Below are 26774 nucleotides of genomic sequence, written 5' to 3' on the forward strand. Positions count from 1 at the left end.
TTATTAGCGGTTCGCCGCCTCGCGCCGCGCGGTGATCGTCTCGACGCTGTCCATGATCGCGTCGACCGCTTCGCCCGCGGGGGGCGCGTCGGCGCGCTTTTGCGAAAACTGGCCGCTTTCCATGATTTCCTCGAGCGCGGCGCGCGCGCGCGACACGCGGCTTTTCATCGTGCCGAGCGCGCAGTCGCAGATGCTCGCGGCCTCTTCATAGGATAGCCCGCCGGCGCCGACGAGGATCAACGCTTCGCGCTGGTCCTGCGGCAATTCCATCAACCCGCGCTGCAGGTCGGCCATCTCGCCGCTGTCTTCCTGGCTGGCGCGGGTCGACATGGTGCGTTCGACCGCGGTCTCGTCATATTCGCCAACGAACTTGTTGCGGCGCATCTGCGACAGGAAAGTGTTGCGCAGGATGACGAAGGTCCAAGCCTTGATCGAGGTGCCGCGTTCGAACCGTTCGCGCGATGCCCACGCCTTGACCATCGTGTCCTGCGTCAGGTCGTCGGCGAGGTCGGGGTTGCCCGACAGGCTGCGGCCATAGGCGCGCAAGTGCGGAATGACACTGGCGAGCAGCGTCTTGAATTCACCGTCCGACAGGGCGTCGGGCTGCGGCTGCGCAGCAGCGGTTGATCCGGTCATTATTGCTTCGGGCTTTTCTGATCGAGCTGGGAAAGGAGGTCGAGCATATTATCGGGCAATTGTTCGGCGACGATGTTGCCGTAAATCATGCGCAATTTCGCGCTGACAGGCTCGGGCGCCTGCCGGCCGGTCAGCGTTCGATGCCACTGGTCGCCGTTGGTGCCGGGAAAAGTGCCCTGAGCGCGATGCGGGGCATCGGGCATCGGGGGCCGGGTGCCCTTGCCGTTCATCCTGTTGTTGCCTTGCGTAGCCATGATGGAGCAACGACGAAACAGGCTGCGGGTTCCCGCACAGTCGGTTTTTTCGACGAACCGTGTTGCGGGAAAAGCACAGCAAGTCGGGCGAGAGGACGGCTTGAGTACCCCGCGTGCGCTTTCGGTTCCCATAAAGGATTCAACCAGCTAAGCCTGTTGTCCATTCAGCGGCGCTTCAGGGCGCCCAACCGATCAGGACCGTGTGACTAGCGACGAAACGCCCCAACCGCTCGACGATGCCAGCTTCAAGAGGGAATTGGCGGCCATGTTGCCGCATCTGCGTGCGTTCGGACGGAGCCTGACGGGCAACGCCGACCTGGCCGACGACCTGGTGCAGGAAACGATGCTGAAGGCGTGGAAGGCGCGTGCGCAATATGTGCCGGGACCCGCCAGCATGAAAAGCTGGGCCTTCGTCATCCTGCGCAACTGTTTCCTCTCGCAGATGCGGCGCAAGAAATTCACCGCCGAATATGACGAGCTTGCCGCCGAACGGCTGCTTGTCGCGCCCGACGACCAAGATGACAGCCTGCACCTCGCCGATGTGCAGCGCGCGTTGATGCTGCTGCCCGTCGACCAGCGCGAGGCGCTGGTGCTGATCGGTGCGGGGCAATTATCCTATGAGGAGGGCGCAGCGATCTGCGGCTGCGCCGTCGGCACGATGAAAAGCCGCGTATCGCGCGGCCGCACGGCGCTGCAGACGATATTGGAAAGCGGCGAAATGCCGCGGCGCAGCACCGATGTGATGCCGTCGAGCGAAGCATTCCGCACGATCATGGACAATGTCGACCAGTTGACCGGCGGGGTGCCATCGCTGGATTGAGTGGCGCGGTCGAGATCGCCCACGGCCTTCATCGGCCTTCTTCGCATAATGTTCCCGGGCGCCGCGTCGACGCCCGGATGATGCCCGCTATGCGGCGAGCTCCGGGGTGAAAAGCAGGCTCTGGCTGATCGCCGCGCGCACCGTGTTTTCGCGGAAGGGCTTGGAAATCAGGAAGGTCGGTTCGACTCGCCCGCCCGTCAGCAGCTTTTCGGGAAAGGCGGTGATGAAGATCGCCGGGACCGGCGCGATCGCCAATATCTCCTGCACCGCGTCGATCCCCGACGATCCGTCCGCAAGCTGGATATCGGCGAGGACCAGCCCGGCATCGGTCGCCTCGAAGGCGGCGACGGCATCTTCATGCGTCGTGGCAATTCCCGCGACGCGGTGGCCAAGGTCGCGAACAATCTGTTCGAGTTCCATTGCGATCAGCGGCTCGTCCTCGATGATCAGCACCGAGGTCCGCGATTCGCGGTCGAGTTCGCCGACCGCTTCGGCGAGCAGGGTTTCAACGGTCGAGCCATCGGTTCCCGTGATCAATCCGGCTTCCTCGACCGAAAAACCCTCGAGCGCGGTGAGCAGCAGGATTTGCCGGCCAAGCGGTGTGATCTGCGCGAGGCGCTGGTTGGCGGCGCGGACCAGCGGATGCTCGCTATCGTCGCTCCCCTCGCCATCGTCGATATAGGCGCTTTCCCAGATGCGATGAAAGTTGCGGTAGAGGTCGATCCGGGTGCCATAGCCATTGTGGAATTCGTCAGGCGCCGCGACGATCACTTCCAGTGTCGTATGAACGAAATTGTCGCCATGTTGCTGGCTGCCCGTCAATGCGCGCGCGTAGCGGCGCAGGAAAGGAAGATGTCCGCGGATTTCTTCACCCAATGCCATTCATATTCCTTCCGTTTTACACCCGTCATACGCAGCCCGGCGCGGGTCGGTTCCGCGGGTCGTAACCGAAAAGCGGCGCGCGCGGCTGCAACTTGTCGCGCCCTAATGCGTAGAGTCAGCCGGGACGCGATGAAAACGCTGCGTAAGTAAGTGGAATGAAACCATTTTCTTTATTGCGCGACGAGCATGCTTTTGTAGGGACCATATTCATGGCAGAGCGCCTCCCAGGGGACATAAGCGATGCAGTTCCAGCGGCATCGCCTGGTAGCGAGGGACGGGATTTGGCGGACGGGGGAGACGAAGGGGCGGCACGGGCCGAAAGGCTGCGTCTCGACACGCTTCGCGAATACCGGATCATGGACACCCCGCCGGAGCAGGCGTTCGACCGCGTGACAAAAATGGTCGCCGACCTTTACAGCGTGCCGATCGCGCTGGTGTCACTGGTCGACGATTGCCGCCAGTGGTTCAAATCGGCCTATGGCCTCGACACGACCGAAACCCCGCGCGAAATGAGCTTCTGCCAATATGTCATCGCCGAAGACCGGCCAGTTGTCGTCACCGACGTTCTCGGCGACCCGCGCTTTCACGATAACCCGCTGGTCACCGGCGATCCGCACATCCGTTTCTATGCCGGGGTGCCGCTTCGCGCCTATAACGGTGCCATCCTTGGCAGCCTTTGCGTGATCGACCGCGAAGAACGCGGCGGGCTGACCGAGGTCGAACTTGGCCGGCTCGAAGATTTCGCCGGGATCATCATGGCCGAAGCCGACCTTCGCCGGATCGGCGCCGAGCGCGACGAAGCGCGGCGAACGCTGGAGCGCGCGCTCGATTTTTCAGGGATAGCGTCGTGGCAATATGACCCGCGGACCGATCGGTTGCGCACGCAGGGCGCCGGTGCCGAATTGTGGGGCTCCGAATTCCAGGCGATGCTGGCGACCGGCAATGGCTTTTTCGATCTTGTCCATCCAGACGACCGTGCCGCCCTGCGCGAAATATTGAAGGAAGCGATCGCGAACGGCACGCCCTATGCCGCCGAATATCGCGTCCTCAATCCCGAGCGCGGCGTGCGCTGGAACGCGGTGCGCGGCGACTGGGATGTGCGATCGGACGACGCGATGCTCACCGGGGTCAGCATCGATATAACAGAGCAGAAAAGCCGGCAGGAAAATGCCAATCTGCTGATGCGCGAATTGCACCACCGGATGCGCAACCTGTTCGCGACGGTCAGCGCGATCATCTCGCTCACCCGCCACGCCGCGCGCGACGTCGAGGATTATGTCGAGCGGATCAGCAGCCGGCTCGACGCACTCAACCGCGCGCAGAACGTTCTGCTCGGCGCCAATTTCATGACCGGGTCGATGCACGCGCTGATGCGCGAGGTCGAGGCCGCCTTTCCCCGCATCCGCTGGTCGGGCCCCGATCTGCTGCTGCCCGAAAATGCGCTGGTCGCGATGGCGCTGACCTTCAACGAGTTGGCGACCAATGCGGTCAAACATGGCGCGCTGACCAATGAGGGTGGCAACGTCGATGTCGAATGGACGCAGGATCCCGAAGACAGCGAGTCGCGGATGTTTCGCCTGACCTGGACGGAAACGGGCGCGAGCGACATTACCGCGCCCGACCGGGCGAGTTTCGGCACGATGCTGATGGAGCGCAGCGTGAAGAACAACCTCGGCGGAACGATTGAACGGCGCTGGGAGCCGGGCGGGCTGGTTGCGGAAATCGCCATGCCGGCGCGGTGGCGTGACGCCTGAGCGCGTTCGTCGTATTTGTTCTTATTATGTTCCCGTGCTAGCCATGGGATATGTCTGCCAAATCGATTCTGGAAAAGCTCGCCGTGCTGGCCGACGCGGCCAAATATGACGCCTCCTGCGCCTCGTCGGGCACGGTGACGCGCGATTCGACCGAAACCAAGGGCATCGGGTCGACCGAAGGGATGGGCATCTGCCACAGCTATGCTCCCGACGGGCGGTGCATTTCGCTGCTCAAGATATTGCTCACGAACTTTTGCATCTACGACTGCCGCTTCTGCATCAACCGCGCGTCGAGCAATGTCGAGCGCGCCCGCTTCAGCCCGCAGGAGGTCGTCCGGCTGACGCTCGATTTCTACAAGCGCAATTATATCGAGGGTCTGTTCCTGTCGTCGGGGATCATCCGCTCCGAGGATTATACAATGGAGCAGCTCGTCGAGGTCGCACGCATCCTGCGCGAGGAGCATCGTTTTCAGGGCTATATCCATCTCAAGACGATCGCGGGCGCCGACCCCGCGCTGATCGCGCTCGCGGGTCTCTACGCCGACCGGCTGTCGACCAATGTCGAACTGCCGACCGAGGCAGGGCTCAGCAGTTTTGCCCCCGAAAAGAAGCCCGAAACGATCCGCAAGACGATGGCGTCGGTGCGCGTCGGCGCCGAGGATGCGATCGACGCCGCGAAAAGCCGGCTGATCGGCAAGGCGATGCCGCCGCGTTTCGCGCCCGCGGGGCAGTCGACGCAGATGATCGTCGGGGCGGACGCATCGCGCGACGACGATATATTGAAGACCGCGACCAACCTTTATTCGGGCTATCAGCTGCGCCGTGTCTATTATTCCGCCTACAGCCCGATCCCCGACGCGAGCAGCGACTTGCCGCCCGTCCGCCCGCCCTTGATGCGCGAACACCGGCTGTATCAGGCCGACTGGTTGCTGCGCTTCTACGGCTTCGAGCGCGCGGAGATTATGGAGGGCGCGAGCGGCGGGATGCTCGACCTGGCGATCGATCCGAAGCTCGCGTGGGCGCTGATGCGGCGCGAAGCCTTTCCGGTCGATATCAATCGTGCACCGCGCGAATTGCTGCTCCGCGTGCCAGGGCTCGGGACGCGCGCGGTCGACCGGATCGTCGCGGCGCGGCGGCTGGGCAGGTTGCGGCTCGGTGATCTGGCAAAGCTGACCGCATCGGTCAAAAAACTGCTACCCTTCGTCGTGCTGCCAGACTGGCGGCCGGGGACGCTGACCGACAGCGCCGACTTGCGCGCGCGCTTTGCGCCGCCGCCCGAGCAGTTGGTCCTGGCACTGTGAGGGAAGTTGTCCTCAAGGAACCGGGCGATTTTACGGAATGGCGCAGGGCCGCACGCGGGCTGCTCGCCGGGGGCGTAGCGCCCGAAGATGTGAGCTGGCGCGGCAATGCCGAAGGCGCGTCGTTGTTTGGTGACGAGGAGATTACGACGACCGGAGGCGCGGTCTCGTTACCGCGCGAATTGCTCGAAGTCGCCGAACGGGTGATTTGCCACCGCGATGCCGAAGTTCCGGCGCGGCTCTACCGGATCGTCTGGCGCGCGGCGAACGATCGGCAAATTCTGGCGCGGCGGACAGATGCCGATGTCGATTGGTTGATGAAGGCCGACAAGGCGATCCGCCGCGACGTGCACAAGATGCACGCTTTCGTGCGCTTCCGGCGGCTCGGCGAGGATGAGGCGGGGCGCGAGAGCTTCGCCGCGTGGTTCGAGCCGTCGCATCGCATCCTGCGGGTGACCGCGCCCTTCTTTCAGCGCCGCTTTTACGGTATGGACTGGGCGATTGTGACGCCCGACGCGCGCGCGATCTGGCAGGCCGAAACGCTGAGCTACGGCCCCGGTGGTACGAAAAACGACGTGCCCGACAGCGATATCGTCGAGGATCAGTGGCGCACTTATTATGGCGCGATCTTCAACCCGGCGCGGGTGAAGATCGATGCGATGCGCGCCGAGATGCCGAAGAAATACTGGAAGAACCTTCCCGAGGCGCAGGATATCGCGCCGTTGCTCGCGGGCGCCGAGGCGCGGGTGGAACGCATGCGCGAAACGGCCGTTTCCTTGGCGAACCCTTTGACCGACAAATGGCGGACGCGCGTGCCCGACGAACTGCTCCTCGATGACGATGTAAGGACGCTGGGCGACCTCGCACGCGCGGTTGATCGCTGCACGCGCTGCCCGCTCCATTGCAACGCGACGCAGGGTGTGGCGGGCGAGGGACCAAAGTCCGCCCGCATCATGCTCGTCGGCGAGCAGCCGGGCGATCAGGAGGATTTGCAGGGGCGGCCGTTCGTCGGGCCGGCGGGGCAGGTGCTCAACGAGGCGCTGGAAGAAGCGGGTGTCGATCGAGCACGCCTGTTCCTCACCAACGCGGTCAAGCATTTCAAGTTCGAGCCGCGCGGCAAACGCCGCCTTCACCAGAACCCGACGACCGGCGAGATCGACATGTGCCGCTGGTGGCTCGACAAGGAACGCGCGTTTGTTCAGCCCGACCTGATCGTGACATTGGGCGGAAGCGCTTTGCGCGGGGTCAGCGGCAAGAGTGCGAGCATCAAATCGATGCGCGGTGCGGTGCACAATCTGGAAGGGGGAAGCAAGCTGATCGCGACGATCCACCCGTCCTTCCTGCTGCGCCTGCCCGATCGCGAGCGCGCCGCCGAGGAGCGCGCGATGTTCGTCGCCGACCTGGTCCGCGCGCGGAAACTCGCCGCCTGATGGCGAAGGCGAAGACCTGGATCGAGCCGCATCCGAGTGGCATCTATGTGAAGCCCGCCGACCTGTGGATCGATCCCTCGCGCCCCGTCGAGCGCGCCGCAGTCACGCACGGTCACGCCGACCATGCGCGCAGCGGCCACGGCGCAGTGTTCGCGACTCCCGAGACGCTGGCGATCATGGCGCTGCGTTACGGTGTCGATGTCGAGGCGAGCCATAATCAGGCCTTTTCCTATGGCGACGGGTTCGAACGCGGCGGGGTACGCTTCAGTTTCCATCCCGCGGGGCATGTGCTCGGCAGCGCGCAGATATTGATGGAATATCAGGGCGAGCGGATCGTCGTCACCGGCGACTACAAGCGCCGGCCCGACCCGACCTGCGCGCCGTTCGAGGTCGTGCCGTGCGACATCTTCGTGACCGAGGCGACCTTTGGTCTGCCGGTGTTCCGCCACCCGCCGACCGCCGACGAGATCGCCAAGCTGATCGGCGCGGTGCGCGCCGAGCCCGATCGGTCAGTGCTCGTCGGCGCTTATGCGCTGGGGAAGGCGCAGCGGGTGATCGCCGAATTGCGCGGGGCGGGATGGGATGCGCCCATCTATATTCACGGCGCGCTCGAGAAGATGTGTCAGCTTTATGCGGTGCACGGTGTCGGCCTTGGCGAACTGCGGCTCGTCAGCGAAACCGGCAAGGCCGAAATGGCGGGGCAGATCGTCCTCGCGCCGCCGTCGGCGCTCAATGACCGCTGGTCGCGGCGGCTGCCCGATCCGGTGACCGCGATGGCGTCGGGCTGGATGCGCGTGCGGCAGCGCGCGCGCCAGCGGATGGTCGAGCTGCCGCTCGTCATTTCGGACCATGCCGACTGGGACGAGCTGACGACGACGATTTCGGAGGTGAACCCGAAGGAAAGCTGGATCACCCACGGCAGCGAGGACGGCCTGCTCCGCTGGTGCGAACTGCATCAGCGCAAGGCGCGCGCGCTGCATCTGGTGGGTCGCGATCTGGAGGAAGAGGGGTGAAGCGCTTCGCGGCCCTGATCGACCGGCTGATCTACACGCGCTCGCGAAACAGCAAGCTCGCGCTGATCGTCGACTATCTACGGCACACGCCCGACCCCGATCGCGGCTGGGCGATCGCGGCACTGACCGAGAGCCTCGATTTCCCGGCGGTGAAGGCGGGAACGGTGCGGACCCTGCTCGCAACGCGCGTCGACGAAGAGCTGTTCCGCCTGTCGCGACATTTTGTCGGCGATACGGCCGAGACGGCGGCCTTGCTCTGGCCCGATGCGCCGGGGAAGAAGGAAGATCTCAGTGTGTCGGCCGCCGTCGATGCGCTGTCGGGGGCGTCCCGCAGCGACGCCCCCGCCGTCGTCGCGTCGCTGCTCGACCGGCTCGACGCTGACGGGCGCTATGCGCTGCTCAAGCTGGCCTTGGGTGGGATGCGCGTCGGCGTGTCGGCGCGGCTCGCGAAACAGGCCTTCGCACAGGCGTTCGACGTGCCCGTCGACGATGTCGAGGAGCTGTGGCACGCGATCGCGCCGCCCTATGCGCCGCTCTTCGCGTGGGGCGAGGGCAGGGCCGAGCGCCCCGACCTCAAAGATGTTGCCTTCTTCCGCCCCTTCATGCTCGCGCATCCGCTCGAGGAAGAGAGCGTCGACCTTGCCGACTATGCCGCCGAATGGAAATGGGACGGCATCCGCGTCCAGATCGTGCGCGGTGGCCGTGGGGGCGGCGGCGAGACGCGCATCTACAGCCGCGGCGGCGAGGAGATCAGCGGCGCCTTCCCCGAACTGGTCGCGGCGTTCGATCAGGATGCGGTGATCGATGGCGAACTGCTCGTGCGCGGTGAGGTGCAGGGCGGCCCGGAAACACAGGGAGGGGCGGCGAGCTTCAATGCGCTCCAGCAAAGGCTCGGGCGCAAGGTCGTGTCAAAGAAGATGCTCGCCGACTATCCCGCATTCGTGCGGGTGTACGACCTGCTTGCGGTCGACGGCAACGACCTGCGCGGGCTGCCGTGGACCGAGCGGCGGCGGCAATTGGAGGACTTCGTGCCGCGCCTCGCCGACAGCCATTTCGACCTGTCGCAGGTGATCGACGTAAGCGACTTTGACGATCTTGCCGAGCGTCGCGCCAGCGCGCGCGATGCGGCGATCGAGGGGGTGATGCTCAAGCGCCGCGACGCGCCTTATGTCGCGGGGCGCCGCGCGGGGCTGTGGTATAAATGGAAGCGCGACCCGCTCACCGCCGATTGCGTGATGATGTATGCGCAGCGCGGCAACGGACGCCGCGCGAGCTTCTATTCGGATTACACCTTCGGCTGCTGGAGCGAGGCGGGCGAGTTGCTGCCCGTCGGAAAGGCCTATTCGGGCTTTACCGACGAGGAATTGAAGTGGCTCGACAAATTTGTCCGCGACAATACGCTCAACCGCTTTGGCCCTGTGCGCGAAGTCGAAAAATCGCTCGTGCTCGAAGTCGCCTTCGATTCGATCCATATGTCGAAGCGCCACAAGTCGGGGCTGGCGATGCGCTTCCCGCGCATTTCGCGCATCCGCCGCGACAAGCCCGCCGAAGAGGCCGACCGGATCGCAACGCTTCAGGCGATGGTGACCTGAGCGTTCACCGGAAAAATTCCCGCCACGGGGTTGCAACCGGTGGGGTCGATACCGAGTTAAAGGCCCCAAACCCCTATAAAAAGGATGGACTGCCATGACGATCGCTCTTCCCCCGCTGCCCTACAAGCAGGACGCGCTCGAGCCGCATATTTCGGCCGACACGCTCGCGACGCATCATGGCAAGCATCACAAGGCCTATGTCGACAAGGTCAATGCCGCGATCGAGGGGACCGAGCTGGCCGACAAGCCGCTGGAGGAAATCGTCCACCATGCCGAAGGCGCGGGGAACAAGGGATTGTTCAACAACTCGGCGCAGTCGTGGAACCATGCCTTCTATTGGGAAAGCCTGTCGCCGACGAAGACCGCGCCCGCAGGCGATCTGCTCGCCGCGATCGAGCGCGATTTCGGTTCGCTCGACGATCTGAAGAAGAAGCTCAAGGAAACCGCGGTCAATCATTTCGCGTCGGGCTGGGCGTGGCTCGTCTCGCGCGACGGCACGCTGTCGGTCACCGACACGCATGATGCCGGCACTGAACTCACTGCAGGCATCAAGCCGCTGGTCGTCATCGATGTGTGGGAACATGCCTATTATATCGACCGCAAGAATCTGCGCCCGGCCTATGTCGACGCGGTGGTCGACGAACTGCTGAACTGGGACTTCGCCGCTGAGAATTTCGCGCGCGACACGACCTGGACCTATCCGGCCTGATCGATAAACCCTCCCTGCCGCGAAGCGGTGGGGAGGATCGTCGTCGTCGGTGCATGCCGTAACGAAAATCGGCCCGCGCGGGCCTATCCTCATGCCGGCGCTTCTCCTATAGGGCCGCCATGACGATCAGCCTTTTCGAACTTTTCAAAATCGGCGTCGGACCTTCGAGCTCGCACACCGTGGGCCCTATGGTTGCGGCGCGGCGCTTCACGGTCTGGCTCGACGAGCAGGCGTTGCTCGTGAAGACCGTGCATGTCGAAGCCGACCTGTATGGTTCGCTTGCGCTGACTGGCAAGGGCCACGCCGCCGACACCGCGATCGTCGCGGGACTTGCCGGCGAAATCCCGGCCTCGACCAGCCTCGCCGCGATCAAGGCGCATTGGGACCGGGCGGAGAGCGAAGGCTTCCTCTATCTGCTCGGGCGCCAGCGGGCGCGTTTCCAGCCCGCGCGCGACCTGCATTTCCAGATGCGCCAGCGTCAGCCTTTTCACAGCAATGCGGTGAGTTTTACCGCGCGCGATGGCGAGGGCGAAATCCTTGCCAAGCGCATGTATTTCTCGATCGGCGGCGGCTTCGTCGTCGACGAGGAGGAGGCGGGGCGCAACAGCCGCGGCGCCGAGGATGAGGTCGAACTGCCCTTCGCCTTCACGTCGGGCGCCGACCTGCTCGAAATGGGCGCGGCATCGGGCAAAAGCTTTGCCGAGATGATGCTCGAGAATGAGCTGGCGCACCGCAGCCTCGAAGAGGTGAACGCCGGCCTCGACGCGATCGCGGGGGCGATGGACGCGTCGATCGATGCGGGTTGTTCGAGCACCGGAATTCTGCCGGGAGGCCTGAAGGTCAAGCGCCGCGCGCCGCAGATTGCCGCCGACATTCGCAACCGCCACGAGGCGAATCTGACCGACCCGCTGGCGATGATGGACTGGATCAACCTGTGGGCGATGGCGGTGAATGAGGAAAATGCCGCCGGCGGCAAGGTCGTCACGGCGCCGACCAATGGCGCGGCGGGGATCATTCCGGCGGTGATCCGCTTTTACCGGCGCGGCTATCGCGGCGACGACGCGGGCGTGCGCACCTTCCTGCTTGCCGCGGGCGCGGTCGGCGCGCTCTATAAGCGCAACGCGAGCATCTCGGGCGCCGAGGTTGGCTGTCAGGGCGAAGTCGGCGTCGCCTGTTCGATGGCGGCGGCGGGGCTGACTGCGGCCTTGGGCGGCACGAACGCGCAGGTCGAAAATGCCGCCGAGATCGGCATGGAGCATAATCTCGGGCTCACCTGCGATCCGATTGGCGGCTTGGTGCAGATCCCGTGCATCGAGCGCAATGCCATGGGCTCGATCAAGGCGATCGACGCGAGCCGCATTGCGATGATCGGCGACGGTACGCATGTGGTGAGCCTCGACACGGTGATCGTGACGATGCTGCAGACCGGCCGCGACATGCGCGACAAATATAAGGAAACCTCGAAAGGCGGGCTAGCGGTTAGCGTCGTTGAGTGTTGATGTTACGAGCGGGAGCGATCGGATGATGAACGAGCAACTCTTTTCTGGAAAATATCGCGGTCAGGTTGTCAACAATATCGACCCTCTGCTGTCCGGGCGATTGCAGGTCGCTGTTCCGGACGTGACCGGATCCGAGCTCAATTGGGCGATGCCCTGCATGCCCTATAGCGTGGAGAAAGAACGTTCGCGCGCGATCCCACCCCTTGGTACCGGTGTCTGGGTCGAATTCGAGGGTGGCGATCCCAACCGTCCCATCTGGGTCGGTTGTTACTGGAGGGCTGGTGAAGGGGGTTTTGCCGGTCCCGCCCCCGACGTTGGCTAGGTCCCGACCATGGGGAGATAAAGCGCGGCCGATCGGGCCAGATTGAAGCTTGCGCGGCCGCGCCGGAGATGGAAAAGGCGACGCATCGACGATCCTTGGAGTTTTTACCATGAAGACCCGCGCCGCTGTAGCATTCGAAGCGAAGAAGCCGCTGGAGATCGTCGAACTCGACCTCGAAGGCCCGAAGGCGGGCGAGGTCTTGGTGGAGATCATGGCGACGGGCATCTGCCATACGGACGCGTATACGCTCGACGGCTTCGACAGCGAGGGCATCTTCCCCAGCGTGCTCGGCCATGAGGGCGCAGGTATCGTGCGCGAGGTTGGCGCGGGCGTCACGAGCGTCGCCCCCGGCGACCATGTGATCCCGCTTTACACCCCCGAATGCCGCCAGTGCAAAAGCTGCCTTTCGGGCAAGACCAACCTCTGCACCGCGATCCGCGCGACGCAGGGCAAGGGGCTGATGCCCGACGGCACGACGCGCTTCAGCTACAAGGGCCAGCCGATCTTCCATTATATGGGCTGTTCGACTTTCTCGAACTTCACCGTGTTGCCCGAGATTGCGGTCGCGAAGATCCGCGAAGACGCGCCGTTCCAGTCGAGCTGCTATATCGGTTGTGGCGTGACCACCGGCGTCGGCGCGGTCATCAACACCGCAAAGGTCCAGGTCGGCGACAATGTCGTCATCTTCGGGCTCGGCGGCATCGGGCTGAACGTGATCCAGGGTGCGCGCCTCGCGGGCGCGAACAAGATCATCGGCGTCGACATCAATCCCGCGCGTGAGGAATGGGGCCGCAAGTTCGGCATGACCGACTTCCTCAACACCAAGGGTATGAGCCGCGAAGACACGGTCGCCGCGATCGTCCAGCTGACCGACGGCGGCGCCGACTATACGTTCGACGCCACGGGCAACACCGAAGTGATGCGCACCGCGCTCGAAGCCTGCCACCGCGGCTGGGGCACGTCGATCATCATCGGTGTCGCCGAGGCGGGCAAGGAAATCGCGACGCGCCCGTTCCAGCTCGTCACCGGGCGCAACTGGCGCGGCACCGCGTTCGGCGGCGCCAAGGGGCGCACCGACGTGCCCAAGATCGTCGACATGTACATGACCGGCAAGATCGAGATCGACCCGATGATCACCCACGTCATGGGCCTTGAAGACATCAACAAGGGGTTCGATCTGATGCATGCGGGCGAGAGCATCCGTTCCGTCGTCGTGTTCTGAGGGCACGATGTTCAGCCATGTCGCGCTGGGCGCGAACGATATCGAAGCCGCGCGCCGTTTCTACGATGCCGCTCTCGGCGCGCTAGGCGTGCCGCCGGGCGTCGTCGATGCGTGGGGCCGCCTGATCTATTCGCACGCGGGCGGGCGCTTCCTGATCACGAAGCCGCTCGACGGCGACGCCGCAACCGGCGCCAATGGCGGCACGCTGGGGTTCGTCGCGGCGTCGACCGATGCGGTGGATGCCTGGCACAGCGCGGGCGCGGCCAATGGCGGTACGATGATCGAAGACCCGCCGGGTATCCGGCACGGAACCGAAGGGCGGACGCTTTATCTTGCCTATCTGCGCGATCCCGCCGGCAACAAGCTGTGCGCGACGCACCGGCTGGCGTGATGGAAACGGACCAGCCTGTCTTTGTCCTGACCTTCAGCTGTGTCGACGCCGTCGGCATTGTTGCGGCGGTGACCGGGCTTCTGGCGGAGCGCGACGGCTTCATTCTCGACAGCCAGCAATATGCCGACCTCGATTCGGGGCGTTTTTTCATGCGTGTCGAATTTAGCGGGGCAGGGCCGCGTTTTCCGGGCGACCTCGCGGCGGTGCAGGCGGCGTTCGCGCCGATCGCCGATCGCTTTGTGATGGACGCGCGGATCAGCGACCGCCGGGTCAAGCCGCGCTTCGTCATCGCGGTGTCGCAGGGCAGCCATTGCCTCAACGATTTGCTCCACCGCTGGTCGACGGGCAATCTGGCGATCGACATCGCCGCCGTGGTGTCGAACCATGAGCATCAGCGGCGGCTGACCGAATGGCACGCGGTGCCGTTCCATCATCTGCCGGTCAGCGATGCCAATCGCGCCGAGCAGGAGAGTGCGATCCTGCAGATCATGGACGATGCGGGGGCCGAACATCTGGTGCTTGCGCGTTATATGCAGGTGTTGTCGCAGGATCTGTCGGCGAAGCTGTCGGGGCGCTGCATCAATATCCACCACAGTTTCCTGCCGGGCTTCAAGGGCGCGAAACCCTATCACCGCGCGCATGAGCGCGGGGTCAAACTGATCGGCGCGACCGCGCATTTTGTGACGAGCGACCTCGACGAGGGACCGATCATCGAACAGGCGGTCGAGCGCGTCGATCACCGCGACAGCGTCGAGGACCTGATCCGCATCGGCCGCGATGTCGAGGCGCAGGTGCTGGCGAAAGCAGTGCGCTGGGTCGCCGAGCAGCGCGTTTTGATCGACGGACGCAAGACGGTGGTCTTCCGCTAGGCTTGCGAACAAGATACGTATCGATTCGCAACCAAAACCAGAGGAGCAAAGGCGATGTACAGTCACAATATGGTCGGGGCGAACGACCTCGATGCCGCCAAGAAATTCTATGATGCGACCTTCCAGGCGCTCGGCGGCAAGCCCGCGATCGTCGATGACAAGGGGCGCCTGATGTATATTCACAATGGCGGCATCTTCATGGTCGGCGCGCCGATCGACGGCGAGCCGGCGACTGTTGGCAACGGCTGCACGATCGGATTTGCGATGGAAGGCCCCGAACAGGCGAAGGCCTGGCACGACGCCGGCGTCGCCAATGGCGGGACCTCGATCGAAGATCCGCCGGGTGTGCGCGAGGGCGGCTTTGGCCAGCTCTATCTTGCCTATCTGCGCGATCCGTCGGGCAACAAGCTCTGCGCGCTTCATCGCGTCGTCTGAGCCGATACTATGATGCGAGGCGAAGCGGGATTGCTGGCCGATTTGGGCGTGCTGGCGATCCCCTTTGCCGCGCACGAGCATGAAGCGGTGTTCACCGTTGCGGAGAGCGATGCGGTGCACGCCGCGATGCCGGGCGCGCATACCAAGAATCTGTTCCTGAAGGACAAGGGCGGCGCCTTCTGGCTTGTCACCGTGCCGTCCGACGCGCGGGTCAATCTGAAGGCGCTGCCCGCCGCGATCGGGTGCAAGCATGTGAGTTTCGGCAAGGCCGAAGACATGGAACGCCTGCTCGGGATCACGCCGGGGTCGGTGACCCCGCTTGCGGCGATCAATGCCGTACCGGGAAGCCTCACCGTGGTGCTCGACGAAGTGCTGGCCATCGCCAATCCGGTCAACGTCCACCCGCTACGCAACACGGCGACAATCGGTCTGTCGGGCGCGGCGGTCCTCGATCTGCTCCGCCATTGGGGCCATGCGCCGCTGGTGGCGCAGATACCGGTCGCCGCCGCCTAAGCGGGCACCGGGCCGATTTCGGTCCCGGGTGCGACGAGTGCGGCGACCAGATCTGCGAGTTCGTTCGTCACATGCATCAATCCCCTGTCGCCGCGCGCCCGTCTTGCCCAGGCAAGATGAAGCGGAAAGCCGTCGACGGGCAGCGGTGGTGCATGGACGGCGATCCCGTCGCGCAATCCGTCGCGGATCGCGTGCGCGGGCATCATCGCGATGAAATCGGTGGCGAGCAGGATGTCCGGAACCATCATGAAGCTAGGCACGACGATCCCTACCCGCCGCCGCTGGCCCGACTCCGCGAGCCGGGCGTCTAGCGGGGTGCGTGCCTCGCCTGACCCCGACACCACGACATGCGGAAAGGCAAGCCAAGCGTCGAGGTCGAAGGCGGCCGTCGCCGGATGGCCGCGTCGCATCACGACAACATAATGTTCGTCGAGGATATGGCGGCGGTCGATCCCCTCGGCTTCGCGGTCGAACATGGACATTGCGAGATGGACGTCGCCACTGAGCAGGTCGGTATAGGCCTGTTCGGCACCGCGCCACGAGCGCACGACGAGGTCGATTCCGGGCGCGGTCGCGCGAAGACGGTCGAGCAGTCGGGGGATGAGAAGTGCCGCGATCTGGTCGGCAAGCATCAGGCGGACCGATTGCCGAATCGCACCCAGCGGAATTTCGGGTGGATCGACCAGTGCCTCGACCTCACTCAGCAATGCCTTCAACGGGGCGCGGAGCGCGTCGCCTCTCGGCGTGCGTCGCATCACCCCGCGACCGCGCTCGAGCAGCGGATCGCCGAACAAGGTACGACACCGTTGCAAGGCGGCCGAGACGGCCGGCTGGGTTAGCCCGAGCCGTTGTGCCGCGCGGCTGACATGCGCTTCGTCGAGCAGCGCGTCGAGGATCACCAGCAGGTTGAGGTCGATCGTCCGTAAATTCATAAAATCAATAATAGAGCATATATAATATAAATTGGAATGCTTTTGGGGCGAGGGCCATATCGGGGTCATCGAAAGCCAAGGAGGCAATCATGAGCAAGACGCTGATATTGATGTTCCACCCCGATCCCGAAAAATCTGTCGCCAATGCTGCGCTGGCACGTGCTGCCGCGGAGGTAGAGAGCGTCGAAGTCGTCGACATCGCAGCGGTCTTTCCCGACCGCCGGATCGATCTGATGACCGACGGTGCGATCGAGGCGCAGCGGCTGCTGGGCGCCGACCGCATCGTCCTTCAGTTTCCCGTTCAGTGGTATTCGGTGCCATCGCTGATGAAGGACTGGATCGATGCGGTGTTCACGCGGATGTATTATGTCTTTGCCGAGACCGAGGGCGATCATCTGGCCGGCACGCCGTTGATGATCGCCGCGACAGCGGGGAACACGCCCGACAATTATCGGTCCGGCGGCCAGATCGCGATCTCGCTCGAAGAGATTTTCACGCCATTGCGTGCGACCGCGATACGCGCGGGCCTGCCTTGGCACACCCCGTACATCCTCTACCATGCCAATGCGCTGAGTGAAGCGCAGGCCGCGGCAGCCGGACCCGGCTATCAGATGGCACTGCGCGGGTTCATTGCCGCAACACCGGTAGCGGATGTGGCCGTGGCAGCCTGACGGCCGGCCAGAACGCGCACGCGGACGGCGGGGTTGCGCCGCCCCGGCGCGCACGGCAGAAGGCGCGCATGTCCATTGAAACCCTCTCCACCGTTCGCAGTCACAGCGGCACGCAAGGCGTTTACAAGCATGCGAGCACGACCACCGGCACCGACATGACGTTTGCGGTCTTTGTCCCTGACCATGAACCGGGCGCCAGGTTGCCGGTGCTCTGGTATCTGTCGGGACTGACCTGCACCCATGCCAATGTCATGGAGAAGGGCGAGTATCGTGCCGCTTGCGCCGAACATGGCGTGATCTTCATCGCGCCCGACACCAGCCCGCGCGGCGAAGGCGTGCCCGACGATCCCGAGAGCGCGTGGGATTTCGGGCTCGGCGCTGGCTTTTATGTCGATGCGACCGAGGAGCCATGGGCGAAAAATTACCGGATGCGGTCGTATATCGAGGACGAGTTGCCTTCGCTGGTGCTGCGCAATTTCGCGATGGCCGATCTGACGCGGCAGGCGATCACCGGGCATTCGATGGGCGGGCATGGTGCGCTCACCATTGGCCTCCGTAATCAGGATCGCTTTCGCTCGGTGTCTGCCTTTTCGCCAATCGTCGCGCCGCTGCAGTGCCCGTGGGGGGAGAAGGCGCTCGGCAATTATCTCGGCGACAATCGCGAGGACTGGTACGCCTATGACGCCTGCGCGCTGCTCGACCAGGGGCTGCGCGTGCCCGATCTGCTTGTCGATCAGGGCGAGGCCGATAATTTCCTGACCGAGCAGCTCAAGACGCATCTGCTGGTCGAGGCGTGCGAGCGGGCGGGGCAGAAGGCCGAGATCCGCATGCAGCCGGGCTATGACCACAGCTATTATTTCATCTCGACCTTTTTGGCCGAGCACGTCGCGTGGCATGCGGAGCGGTTGAAGGCATAGCTTCCCCCTCCCGCATGTGGGAGGGAGTTAACCGTGCTCTGGAATCAGCAGCGTCGACCCCGTCGTTCGCCCGGCCTGCAAATCGGCATGCGCTCTTGCCGCATCCTGCAACCCATAGCGCTGGCCGACGGTGATTTTCACCGCGCCCGATGCGATCATCTCGAACACGCGCGCGGCGCCCGCGGCGCGTTCGCCGGGGTGGAGATAATAGTCGAACAGCGTCGGGCGGGTCACAAACTGCGACCCGTGCTGCGCGAGCACGCCCAGATTGACCCCGGTCACCGGCCCGCCCGCATTGCCATAGCTGACGATCAGGCCGCGCCGCGCGGTGGCTTTCAGCGAAGCCTCCCATGTCGCCATGCCGATGCCGTCAAAGGTGACGGGCACGCCCTGGCCGTCGGTGATCTCGCGGACATGCGCTGCGACGTCGTCGTCCTTGTAGCGGATGACATGGTCGGCGCCGGCCTCGCGTGCGGCATGTTCCTTAGCCTCGGTGCTGACGGTGCCGATCACCGTGGCGCCGATCGCCTTCAGCCACTGGACGAGGATCAGCCCGACTCCGCCCGCGGCGGCGTGGACGAGCACCGGCCAGCCGGCCTGAACCTTGGCGCAGCGCTCGACGAGCATCTCGACCGTGCACGCTTTCAGCAGCGCGGCGGCGGCGGTTTCGTCGTCGATGTCGGGAGGGAGCTTGAACAGTGACGCGGCGCCGACCAGCCGCGCGCTGGCATAGGCGGTGCGTTCGGGGCCAAAGGTTGCCGCGCGGTCGCCGGGCTGGAAGCCGGTGACGCCTTCACCGACTGCAATCACCTCACCCGCAGATTCGACGCCGAGCCCGCTCGGCAGCGGAACGGGATACGTGCCGTCGCGGTGATAGGTGTCGAGATAGTTGAGCCCGACCGCGGTCTGTCGCAGCAGGACCTGGCCGGGGCCGGGGTCGCCGAGCGTCACCTCGCGCCAGTCGATGACCTCGGGTCCACCCTGGCTTTCGATAAAGGCTTCGATCGCTTGCATGCGCCGCTCTCCTGCTGTCCGGTCCATTTGGTGGGCCGGAGAGGGCGGTGCAAGGGCTAGGCGATGAAAGCCCTTCGTCCGGGGACGATCAGCTACTTTGCAAATCCGGGAATGCTCCGGGAGGGATCGCTGCCTCGCCCTTCTTGGTGATCGATAGGACATAGAACATGGCGTCCGCATCGTCCGGCGGCGCATAATTTATCGGATCGGATATAATCGCGAGAGCTTCGGTGGTGGACATCGGTTCGGTGGTGGAGGCCGCATCCCAGTCAGCAAGATGCAGAGTCGTCAAATACCCCGCGGCAACAAGCGGCTTGAGAAATGCGATGCATTGCTCAACCGGCTTCTTTGGGTCGCCCCAAGTCAGCTCCCAAAGCCCGCGCCAATCTTCGTAGCAATCTTCGAGAAGCCCCGTCTCATCGTCACTGAGAGGCGGCTGTGCCCTAACGGGAGGGGGCGACTTCATTTGCTCGGACGGCGCGGGCTGCGCTGACCGAACGGCTTGGGCTTGTAGCGTTCGTTGTTGCCTCCCGGGCCACGCGGGCCGCGCGGACCCGAACGATCGCCGAAACCGCGATCGCCGCCGGGCGCACGGCCGAGCGTGCTGCGCGGGGCGCCATCGCGCGGGCCGCTATGGCCGCCCCCATGCCCGCCCTTGTCGCGGCGCGGCGGATAGGTCGGGCCGTCGGGTGCCGGGGTGATCGACACGCCGCTATCATCCTCGCCGTCCTCGTTGGCACTGCGCACCACCGCTTCGGCAAAGCGATCGGCGATCGCGCGCGGGATGTTGAACATCGTTTCCTTGGGACCGATGCGGATCGCGCCGATCTCGTTCTTGCTGACATGGCCGCGGCGGCAGAGCAGAGGCAGGATCCAGCGCGGGTCGGCATTCTGGTGGCGGCCGATATTGAGGCGGAACCAGACGCTGTCCTCGAAGCCTTCGCGCTGATCGCCGCCGGGGCCGCGTTCGGGGCGCTCGAAACGTTCGCCGCGTTCGGGGCGGCCGGCGCTGTCGCGGCCGCGTGCGCTGTTGTCGATCAGATCTTCGGGCGGCGGCATCAGCGCACGGTGCGCCTGGACAAGCGACGCCGCGATGTCTTCGGGGGTGCGCTCGGCCATCAGGCGCTGCGCGAGTTCCAGATCTTCGGCCTCATGCTCGACGGGGGTGAGCAACTTCTCCATCAGCCTTTCCTGATCGCGCTTGCGCACGTCGGCGGCGGTGGGGGCGTCCATCCATTCGGCGTTGATCCGGGCACCGCGCAGCATGCCGTCGACGCGGCGGCGGCGCGGATAGGGGACGATGATGACCGCAGTGCCCTTTTTACCCGCGCGGCCGGTGCGGCCCGAACGGTGCTGGAGCGCCTCTGCATCGCGGGGGATTTCGACGTGGATGACAAGGCTGAGCGTCGGCAGATCGATACCGCGCGCGGCGACGTCGGTTGCGACGCAGACCTTGGCGCGGCGGTCGCGGAGCGCTTGCAGCGCGGCGTTACGCTCGTTCTGGCTATGCTCGCCCGACAAAGCGACCGCGGCGAAACCGCGTTCTACGAGGCTGGCGTGGAGGCGGCGGACATTGTCGCGGGTAGCGCAGAACAGCATCGCGGTTTCGGCGTCATGCAGGCGGAGAAGGTTGACGACCGCGCCTTCGATGTCGGCGGGGGCGACGGTCACGGCCTGATAGGCGATGTCGCCATGGCCGCGATCCTGGCCAACGGTCGAGACGCGCAGCGCGTCCTTCTGGTACCGCTTGGCAAGCTGAACGATCGGGTTGGGGATCGTAGCGGAGAAGAGCAAGGTGCGGCGCGTCGCGGGGGTGCCGTCGAGGATTTCCTCAAGGTCGTCGCGAAAACCCATGTCGAGCATTTCGTCGGCTTCGTCGAGAACCGCGACACGAAGCGCGGTGAGGTCGAGCGCGCCGCGTTCGAGGTGATCGCGCAGGCGCCCGGGGGTGCCGACGACGATCTGGACGCCCTGGCCCAATGCACGGCGTTCCTTGCTGGCGTCCATGCCGCCGACGCAGGTTGCGATGCGTGCACCGGCTTTGGCGTAAAGCCAGCTCAGTTCGCGGCTGACCTGCAACGCGAGTTCGCGCGTCGGGGCGATGATCAGCGCGAGCGGCGAGGTCGCGAAGGGCATACGGCCGTCTTCGAGCAGTTCGTCGGCCATCGCGAGGCCGAAGGCGACGGTCTTGCCCGACCCGGTCTGGGCGGAGACGAGCAGGTCGCGGCCTTTGGCCTGGTCCTCGCTGACCTGCGTCTGGACGGGGGTGAGCGCTTCATAGCCGCGCGCGGTAAGGGCGTCCGAAAGGACGGGGGAAAGATTCTCGAAAGGCATTTTTATCTCAACAGGTTTGGCGGTCACCGGTGCGGTGACGGGCCGACAGAAAAGGGGCTCAATGGGCCTAAATCACCTGGCCCGCGGCGTTGCCGCTGGCCCATGCCCATTGAAAATTATAGCCGCCTAACCACCCTGTGACATCTACGGCCTCGCCGACCGCATAGAGGTTCGGGACGGTTTTGGCCATCATTGTTTGCGATGACAGCCCGGCTGTGGCGATTCCGCCGATTGTGACCTCGGCTTTGGCGAAGCCTTCGGTGCCGTTGGGGTGGAAAATCCAGCGTGCAAGCCGCGACTCGGCATCGGCGAGTTTGCGGTCGGTCTGGGCGGCGAGTTCGCCGGGAAGCGCGAGGCGTTCGGCGAGCGTTTCGGCGAGGCGGTCGGGAAGCAAGGCACCCAGCGCAGCGCGCACGGTGGCCCGCGGCCGGGTGCGTTTCGCGTCGAGCAGCCAGCCTTGTGGGGCATCGGGCAGCAGGTCGATCGTCACGGGTTCGCCGTGGCGCCAATAGCTGCTGATCTGAAGGATCGCGGGACCCGAAAGGCCGCGATGGGTGAAGAGTGCAGCTTCGCGGAAGGCGGCTTTGCCCGCGCGCGCTTCGACGGGCGCGGCGATTCCAGATAGCTCGCGGAACAGCACATCGTCGCCGCCGAGCGTCAGCGGGACGAGCGCGGGGCGCGGCTCGACGACTTTGAGGCCGAACTGGCGCGCGAGATCATAGGCGAATCCGGTTGCGCCCATCTGCGGGATCGACGGGCCGCCGGTCGCGATGACGAGCGCGGGAGCGGCGAAGTGGAAGTTGCCGAAAGTGCCGCGGAACGTACCGTCGGCATGGTCGATTTGTCCTACAACTTGACCGCAGCGGATGTCGACGCCACCCTTTGCGCACTCGTCGAGCAGCATCGCGACGATCTGTTTTGCCGAGCCGTCGCAGAAGAGCTGGCCCAATGTTTTCTCGTGATACGCGATGCCATAGCGCTCGACGAGCGCGATGAAATCGGCGGGCGTGTAGCGCGCGAGCGCCGACTTGGCGAAATGCGGGTTCGCGGAGAGGAAGCGGTCGGGCGCGGTATTCACATTGGTGAAGTTGCAGCGCCCGCCGCCCGAGATCAGGATTTTCTTGCCCACCTGGTCGGCATGGTCGAGCAGCAGCACCCGGCGGCCGCGCTGTCCTGCGACCGCGGCGCACATCAGCCCGGCCGCGCCGGCACCCAGCACGATGGCATCAAATTCATTGATCGGCATGATGGCTCAGTGCAGCTTTGCGATCGGCAGGCTGTCGGCCTTGGCGCGGATCTTCACCGATTCCTCGCTGCGCGTCAGCGCCTTGGCGATCGACTTCAGCGGCATGCCCTTCTTGGCAAGGGTATGGAGCTTGTCGATTTCGGCCGGGGTCCATGGCTGTTTGTGGCGCTCGAACTTGTCTTTCATGCCTGCATCTCCGGATCGGCTTCGACCGCAAGAATGGTGATCGCGTCCTCGCGGTCCTGATATTCGACGCTTTCGCCAGCCTCGGCACCCATCAGCGCGCGCGCAAGCGGGGCAGAAAAGGCAATATGACCGCGCGCCGGATCGGCCTCGTCGCCGCCGACAATGGTGATCGCCTTTTCGGCCTTGTTCAGCCGATAGGTCACGCGGCTGCCGATCCCGACGCTGCCGCCCTCGGGTGGCGTTTGTACGTCGGCGGTTGATTGGCGGGTATGGAAATAGCGCAGGCGGCGCTGCAATTTCTTGCGGGCGTCCTCGTCGGTGGTGTCCTCGATTTCTGCCTCGAGCCGCGCGACCTCTTCGCCGAGCAGGCGCAGCCCGCGCGGAGTCACCAGGTTCGGGCCGACCGCGATGGGCAGCTCGAATTCGGGTTCCTTATGCTCGTCGTCGCTCTCGCGGCGAAAGGCTACGCTCATGGTCTGGCTTTCGGATCGGGGGGAGGAACGGCGCTTTGCACGCCGAAGGTGGCGACAAGATGGCAGGACCGCTGGACAGCGCCAGCGATCGTGTGTTATACAAGCAATACACAAAGGAGATTGCGATGCGTAACTGGACGATGGCGATTTTGCCGCTGGCGTTGGGGCTGACGGTAACGGCGTGCAACGGCGCCGATCACGGGGACGGTGACCGGCAGGCCAAGCGCGAAACGGGTGCGCCGGCCAGCGTTGGCCCGATTACGACGCAGAGCTTTGCTCTGACCGGCTTCACGGGCGTCGAGGTCGCGGGTCCCGACGATGTCACCATCCGTCAGGGCAACAACTTCTCGATCACCGCACGGGGCCGCAAGGAAACGCTCGACCAGCTCGAGATCAAGCTCGACGGCACAAAGCTCGTGATCGGGCGCAAGCGCGGGAGCTTCAGTTTTTCAAGCCGCGATGACGATGATCTCGACATCGCGATCACCCTGCCGAAACTGGATGCGGTCCGCTTGACCGGGTCGGGAACGATCGATGCCGACATCGTCGATGGCGATGCGGTCGAGGCCGTCGTGACCGGATCGGGCGATCTGAAGGTCGCAAAGCTGACCGGCAAGCGCGCCGAGATCACCGTTTCGGGGTCGGGCGATATCGAGATCGGCAGCGGCACGACCGGATCGGGCGAGCTGAGCGTCACCGGATCGGGCGATATCGACGCCGACGGGCTCGTCGCGACGACGCTCGAAGTCGCGATCACCGGATCGGGCAATGTCGACGCGCAGGCGACCGGCACGGCCGACGTTCGCATCCTGGGATCGGGTGACGCCAAGATCACCGGCGGCGCGACCTGCACGACCAAACAGATGGGTTCGGGTACCGCGACCTGCAAGTGACGTCGCTGGCGCCGTCTCCCGGGACGGGGTAAGACGGCGCCATGACCCTTGCCACACGATGCGCCGCGATCGCGGCCGCTGCCCTGCTAGCCGCCGGTCCGGCGTCGGCCGCCGAAAAACGCTATGGCCTCACCAGCTTCGAGGCGATCGAGGTCAACGCCGATGTCGCGGTCGAGGTCGTGACCCGCGCCCCCGTCAGCGCGGTCGCGAGTGGATCGCCCGACGCGCTCGACCGGCTGAGCGTCGAGGCGCGCGACGGCCGGCTGATCATCAGCGAGCGGCAATTTCCTGGCGACGAAAAGCGGCGCGCCCCGCGTGGGGCCGTGACGGTCCGCGTCAATGCCGCGAATTTGCGGTCCGCGACGATCGGTGGCGCGGGGTCGCTGCAGATCGACCGGCTGAAAGGCACGCGCGTAACGATCGGCCTGCGCGGGCCCGGCCGTCTGTCGGTCGGAGCGATCGAAACCGACCGCTTGTCGGCCGTGATGATCGGCAATGGCACGATGACGTTGGGCGGGACCGCGAAGACTGCGCAGATGACGCTGTCGGGAGCGGGCGTGTTCGATGCCAGCGCGCTGGCGGTCGGCGAACTGACCTTCGAAAGCGAAGGGGCCGGAGACAATGTCGTGCGCGCGGTCAAGACCGCCGCAGTCACCGCACGCGGTATCGGCAAGACGGTCGTGCTCGGCAAACCCGTCTGTACCGTGCGCAATATCGGCAATGCCTCGGTGACGTGCGGGGCGGGGAAATAGGGGGCGCCGAAGAAATGGCGGCTTTCGACCGGAAGGCGGCTTATCGATTATCGTCAGCCCGGACTTGATCCGGGGCCTGCCTTCTTGACGGAAAAGGCGGGTCCCGGGTCAGGCCCGCGATGACGGAAGTGGGTGAGGCAACGTTCGCTTCCCACCCCGACCGAACCTCGGTGGAAGCGATGCTCAATGCCCAGCCGTACCCAGTCCGTCGATCTTCTTCGACTGGCGGACGATCAGCCCGGGGAACCAGCGCGCGAGACGCGACAGCCGCTTGGCCATCTTGCCGACGGTCGTGTGGACATTTGTTCCGTGCACCGCGGTCCATGCCGCCTCGGCGACCTGTTCGACGGGGACGATTTCGAACCCGCTGTCGGACAGGCGGGTGCGCGCCGGTTCGTTGCTGTCGGCGCTGACCTGATCGAGCAGCGGCGTGTCGATGAAGCCCGGCATCAGCGAGCGGACCTTGATGTTATGTTTCGCGAATTCGATCTCCAGCGCCTCGGTCAGCCCGCGCACTGCGAATTTGGTCGCCGAATAGATGGCGAGCCCCGCGACGCCGTAGAATCCCGACGCCGACCCGGTGTTGAGGATCGTCGATCCCGGCGTCGCGCGGAGCAGCGGCAGCGCGGCATAAATGCCGTTGACGACACCGCCGAAATTGATCGCGATCAGCCGGTCGGCCTCGGCTGGCGGCATCTCGGCGAATTGGCCGCCGGTGCCGATGCCCGCGTTGTTGAACAATACGTCGAGGCGGCCGCCGCTTTGCTGCGCGAAGGCATCGAGCGCGGCTTTCCACTGGTCGCGGTCGCGCACGTCCATCACGTGGCGCGACGAGGCGCCATCGGGCAACAGCGCGGCGGTTTCGTCGATCCCCGTGCTGTTGACGTCGGCGATCCCGACGAACCAGCCCTGTCCGGCAAAATGGCGCGCAACGGCGCGGCCGATGCCCGATCCGCCGCCAGTGATGAAAATCGCCTTCCGTGCCATGGGGCCCCTCCTTACATTCATGTCAGCGGGACATGGTGCGAAGCTGACGTTCGCGTCAAGTGGCAATCGTGGCTTGGCAAGGGGAAGAGCGGCTGGCTAAGAGAGCAGCGATGACCCGCGGCCTGCGCCTGATCCTCCTGTCCCTGCTGCTTCTTTGCGCCGGACTGACCGCCCCGGCGCGCGCCGAGGTGGTCGTGAGCTTTTACAGCCATGATTTCGGGGATCGTTTTCCACACGCCTTTATCGTGCTGAAGGGCAAGGTCGACGCAACGGGCGAAGTCGTCGATGCCAATTACGGCTTCACGGCGATGTCGGTCAGCCCCGCGATCCTGTTCGGCGCGGTGAAGGGCAAAGTGGAATCGTCCGAACCCGATTATATCGCGAAGAGCGACCGCCAGTTCGACGTGACCATCGACGATGCGACTTATGCGCGGCTGATGGCGAAAGTCGCCGAATGGCGCGACCGCGAGCAACCAAGCTATAGTCTGAACAAGTTCAACTGCGTCCATTTCGTGATGGAACTGGCCGAAGTCGCGGGGCTGAAAGTCGACCGCAAAAGCAAATTGTTCAAGAAGCCCAAGAGCTTCCTCATGGAAGTGAAGGGGCTGAACCCCGATCTGGCGGCACCCGTAGCGGAGCCAACCCCCTAGACGCCGCCCTCCTTTCACCCTATGTTCAGGGAACGGGGCGCAATAACTGTCGTTCCGGACGTAAAGAGGGGCGATTCTTG

30 protein-coding genes are annotated in these 26774 nt (G+C 64.8%); 19 read left to right on the forward strand and 11 right to left on the reverse strand.

The genetic code is table 11. The features are described 5' to 3' along the window. Positions 1–3: 3 nt before the first annotated feature. A complete protein-coding gene (locus AC07NV_RS13925) occupies positions 4–636 on the reverse strand; it encodes a sigma-70 family RNA polymerase sigma factor (RefSeq protein ID WP_495166962.1) in 633 nt (210 codons plus the stop codon). Continuing rightward, positions 636–1022 (reverse strand): NepR family anti-sigma factor, encoded by a 387-nt coding sequence (locus AC07NV_RS13930; protein WP_495166963.1) that lies wholly within the window; start codon positions 1020–1022, stop codon positions 636–638. The genes AC07NV_RS13925 and AC07NV_RS13930 overlap by 1 nt, the downstream gene beginning before the upstream one ends. Before the next feature lie 133 nt (positions 1023–1155). On the opposite strand from AC07NV_RS13930, the gene AC07NV_RS13935 reads away from it, so the two are divergent. Next, positions 1156–1710, forward strand: coding sequence for a sigma-70 family RNA polymerase sigma factor (locus tag AC07NV_RS13935; RefSeq protein WP_495167275.1), 555 nt, complete (start codon positions 1156–1158; stop codon positions 1708–1710). 87 nt (positions 1711–1797) lie between these two features. On the opposite strand, the gene AC07NV_RS13940 is transcribed toward AC07NV_RS13935, so the two are convergent. Beyond that, the gene (locus AC07NV_RS13940; protein ID WP_495166964.1) at positions 1798–2592 is read right to left on the reverse strand and encodes a response regulator; all 795 of its coding nucleotides are present in this window, start codon (positions 2590–2592) and stop codon (positions 1798–1800) included. 281 nt (positions 2593–2873) lie between these two features. On the opposite strand from AC07NV_RS13940, the gene AC07NV_RS13945 reads away from it, so the two are divergent. The 13 genes from AC07NV_RS13945 (at position 2874) to AC07NV_RS14005 (ending at position 15639) form a co-directional block, all read left to right on the forward strand. Beyond that, the gene (locus AC07NV_RS13945) at positions 2874–4346 is read left to right on the forward strand and encodes a GAF domain-containing protein (RefSeq protein ID WP_495166965.1); all 1473 of its coding nucleotides are present in this window, start codon (positions 2874–2876) and stop codon (positions 4344–4346) included. Between the two features lie 50 nt (positions 4347–4396). Further along, positions 4397–5647: a putative DNA modification/repair radical SAM protein gene (locus AC07NV_RS13950; RefSeq protein WP_495166966.1), complete on the forward strand. Its 1251-nt coding sequence runs from the start codon at positions 4397–4399 to the stop codon at positions 5645–5647. Next, positions 5644–7074 carry a UdgX family uracil-DNA binding protein gene (locus AC07NV_RS13955; RefSeq protein ID WP_495166967.1) on the forward strand — a complete coding sequence of 477 codons (1431 nt, stop codon included), beginning with the start codon at positions 5644–5646 and terminating at the stop codon, positions 7072–7074. Before AC07NV_RS13950 ends, AC07NV_RS13955 begins: the two co-directional genes overlap by 4 nt. Beyond that, a complete protein-coding gene (locus AC07NV_RS13960) occupies positions 7074–8087 on the forward strand; it encodes a ligase-associated DNA damage response exonuclease (protein WP_495166968.1) in 1014 nt (337 codons plus the stop codon). Before AC07NV_RS13955 ends, AC07NV_RS13960 begins: the two co-directional genes overlap by 1 nt. Continuing rightward, positions 8084–9679, forward strand: coding sequence for a cisplatin damage response ATP-dependent DNA ligase (locus AC07NV_RS13965; RefSeq protein WP_495166969.1), 1596 nt, complete (start codon positions 8084–8086; stop codon positions 9677–9679). Before AC07NV_RS13960 ends, AC07NV_RS13965 begins: the two co-directional genes overlap by 4 nt. Before the next feature lie 94 nt (positions 9680–9773). After that, the gene (locus AC07NV_RS13970; RefSeq protein ID WP_495166970.1) at positions 9774–10388 is read left to right on the forward strand and encodes a superoxide dismutase; all 615 of its coding nucleotides are present in this window, start codon (positions 9774–9776) and stop codon (positions 10386–10388) included. Positions 10389–10507: 119 nt separating this feature from the next. Further along, positions 10508–11887, forward strand: a complete 1380-nt coding sequence (locus tag AC07NV_RS13975) for an L-serine ammonia-lyase (RefSeq protein WP_495166971.1) — start codon at positions 10508–10510, stop codon at positions 11885–11887. Positions 11888–11909: 22 nt separating this feature from the next. Continuing rightward, the gene (locus AC07NV_RS13980; RefSeq protein WP_495166972.1) at positions 11910–12209 is read left to right on the forward strand and encodes a phage baseplate assembly protein V; all 300 of its coding nucleotides are present in this window, start codon (positions 11910–11912) and stop codon (positions 12207–12209) included. A 109-nt stretch (positions 12210–12318) separates the two neighbouring features. Continuing rightward, the gene (locus AC07NV_RS13985; protein WP_495166973.1) at positions 12319–13431 is read left to right on the forward strand and encodes an S-(hydroxymethyl)glutathione dehydrogenase/class III alcohol dehydrogenase; all 1113 of its coding nucleotides are present in this window, start codon (positions 12319–12321) and stop codon (positions 13429–13431) included. Positions 13432–13438: 7 nt separating this feature from the next. After that, positions 13439–13822, forward strand: coding sequence for a VOC family protein (locus AC07NV_RS13990; protein WP_495166974.1), 384 nt, complete (start codon positions 13439–13441; stop codon positions 13820–13822). After that, positions 13822–14691, forward strand: coding sequence for a formyltetrahydrofolate deformylase (purU, locus tag AC07NV_RS13995; protein WP_495167276.1), 870 nt, complete (start codon positions 13822–13824; stop codon positions 14689–14691). The genes AC07NV_RS13990 and purU overlap by 1 nt, the downstream gene beginning before the upstream one ends. 54 nt (positions 14692–14745) lie before the next feature. Beyond that, on the forward strand, positions 14746–15126 hold the full coding sequence (locus AC07NV_RS14000) for a VOC family protein (protein ID WP_495166975.1): 381 nt from the start codon (positions 14746–14748) through the stop codon (positions 15124–15126). Positions 15127–15135: 9 nt separating this feature from the next. Beyond that, on the forward strand, positions 15136–15639 hold the full coding sequence (locus AC07NV_RS14005) for a prolyl-tRNA synthetase associated domain-containing protein (RefSeq protein ID WP_495166976.1): 504 nt from the start codon (positions 15136–15138) through the stop codon (positions 15637–15639). On the opposite strand, the gene AC07NV_RS14010 is transcribed toward AC07NV_RS14005, so the two are convergent. Further along, positions 15636–16571 (reverse strand): LysR family transcriptional regulator, encoded by a 936-nt coding sequence (locus AC07NV_RS14010; protein ID WP_495166977.1) that lies wholly within the window; start codon positions 16569–16571, stop codon positions 15636–15638. The two genes, AC07NV_RS14005 and AC07NV_RS14010, sit on opposite strands and share 4 nt — an antisense overlap. An 89-nt stretch (positions 16572–16660) precedes the next feature. Here AC07NV_RS14010 and AC07NV_RS14015 point away from each other — a divergent pair, with 89 nt between their 5' ends. Beyond that, a complete protein-coding gene (locus tag AC07NV_RS14015) occupies positions 16661–17242 on the forward strand; it encodes an NAD(P)H-dependent oxidoreductase (protein ID WP_495166978.1) in 582 nt (193 codons plus the stop codon). Between the two features lie 68 nt (positions 17243–17310). Then, positions 17311–18159 (forward strand): S-formylglutathione hydrolase, encoded by an 849-nt coding sequence (gene fghA, locus AC07NV_RS14020; RefSeq protein WP_495166979.1) that lies wholly within the window; start codon positions 17311–17313, stop codon positions 18157–18159. A 27-nt stretch (positions 18160–18186) separates the two neighbouring features. Here the strand turns inward: fghA and AC07NV_RS14025 are convergent, their stop codons facing one another. From AC07NV_RS14025 to AC07NV_RS14050, 6 genes are all read right to left on the reverse strand, one after another. Further along, positions 18187–19173 (reverse strand): quinone oxidoreductase family protein, encoded by a 987-nt coding sequence (locus AC07NV_RS14025; RefSeq protein WP_495166980.1) that lies wholly within the window; start codon positions 19171–19173, stop codon positions 18187–18189. A gap of 88 nt (positions 19174–19261) precedes the next feature. Next, a complete protein-coding gene (locus tag AC07NV_RS14030; RefSeq protein WP_495166981.1) occupies positions 19262–19639 on the reverse strand; it encodes a hypothetical protein in 378 nt (125 codons plus the stop codon). Further along, positions 19636–21507, reverse strand: a complete 1872-nt coding sequence (locus AC07NV_RS14035; protein WP_495166982.1) for a DEAD/DEAH box helicase — start codon at positions 21505–21507, stop codon at positions 19636–19638. Before AC07NV_RS14035 ends, AC07NV_RS14030 begins: the two co-directional genes overlap by 4 nt. A 67-nt stretch (positions 21508–21574) precedes the next feature. Continuing rightward, positions 21575–22753, reverse strand: coding sequence for a BaiN/RdsA family NAD(P)/FAD-dependent oxidoreductase (locus AC07NV_RS14040; RefSeq protein WP_495166983.1), 1179 nt, complete (start codon positions 22751–22753; stop codon positions 21575–21577). A gap of 6 nt (positions 22754–22759) precedes the next feature. Continuing rightward, positions 22760–22939, reverse strand: coding sequence for a hypothetical protein (locus AC07NV_RS14045; RefSeq protein WP_431562591.1), 180 nt, complete (start codon positions 22937–22939; stop codon positions 22760–22762). Next, positions 22936–23412, reverse strand: coding sequence for a GreA/GreB family elongation factor (locus tag AC07NV_RS14050; protein ID WP_495166984.1), 477 nt, complete (start codon positions 23410–23412; stop codon positions 22936–22938). The genes AC07NV_RS14045 and AC07NV_RS14050 overlap by 4 nt, the downstream gene beginning before the upstream one ends. Positions 23413–23537: 125 nt before the next feature. On the opposite strand from AC07NV_RS14050, the gene AC07NV_RS14055 reads away from it, so the two are divergent. Beyond that, positions 23538–24305 (forward strand): head GIN domain-containing protein, encoded by a 768-nt coding sequence (locus AC07NV_RS14055; protein WP_495166985.1) that lies wholly within the window; start codon positions 23538–23540, stop codon positions 24303–24305. A gap of 41 nt (positions 24306–24346) precedes the next feature. Further along, on the forward strand, positions 24347–25057 hold the full coding sequence (locus AC07NV_RS14060) for a head GIN domain-containing protein (protein ID WP_495166986.1): 711 nt from the start codon (positions 24347–24349) through the stop codon (positions 25055–25057). A 183-nt stretch (positions 25058–25240) separates the two neighbouring features. Here AC07NV_RS14060 and AC07NV_RS14065 read toward each other — a convergent pair whose 3' ends face one another. Then, the gene (locus tag AC07NV_RS14065) at positions 25241–26044 is read right to left on the reverse strand and encodes an SDR family oxidoreductase (RefSeq protein ID WP_495166987.1); all 804 of its coding nucleotides are present in this window, start codon (positions 26042–26044) and stop codon (positions 25241–25243) included. Positions 26045–26154: 110 nt separating this feature from the next. On the opposite strand from AC07NV_RS14065, the gene AC07NV_RS14070 reads away from it, so the two are divergent. Continuing rightward, complete coding sequence (locus tag AC07NV_RS14070) at positions 26155–26694, forward strand: hypothetical protein (protein ID WP_495166988.1); 540 nt, start codon at positions 26155–26157, stop codon at positions 26692–26694. The last annotated feature ends 80 nt before the right edge of the window (positions 26695–26774 follow it).

This window comes from Sphingopyxis sp. GW821-FHT10B01, assembly GCF_059415685.1.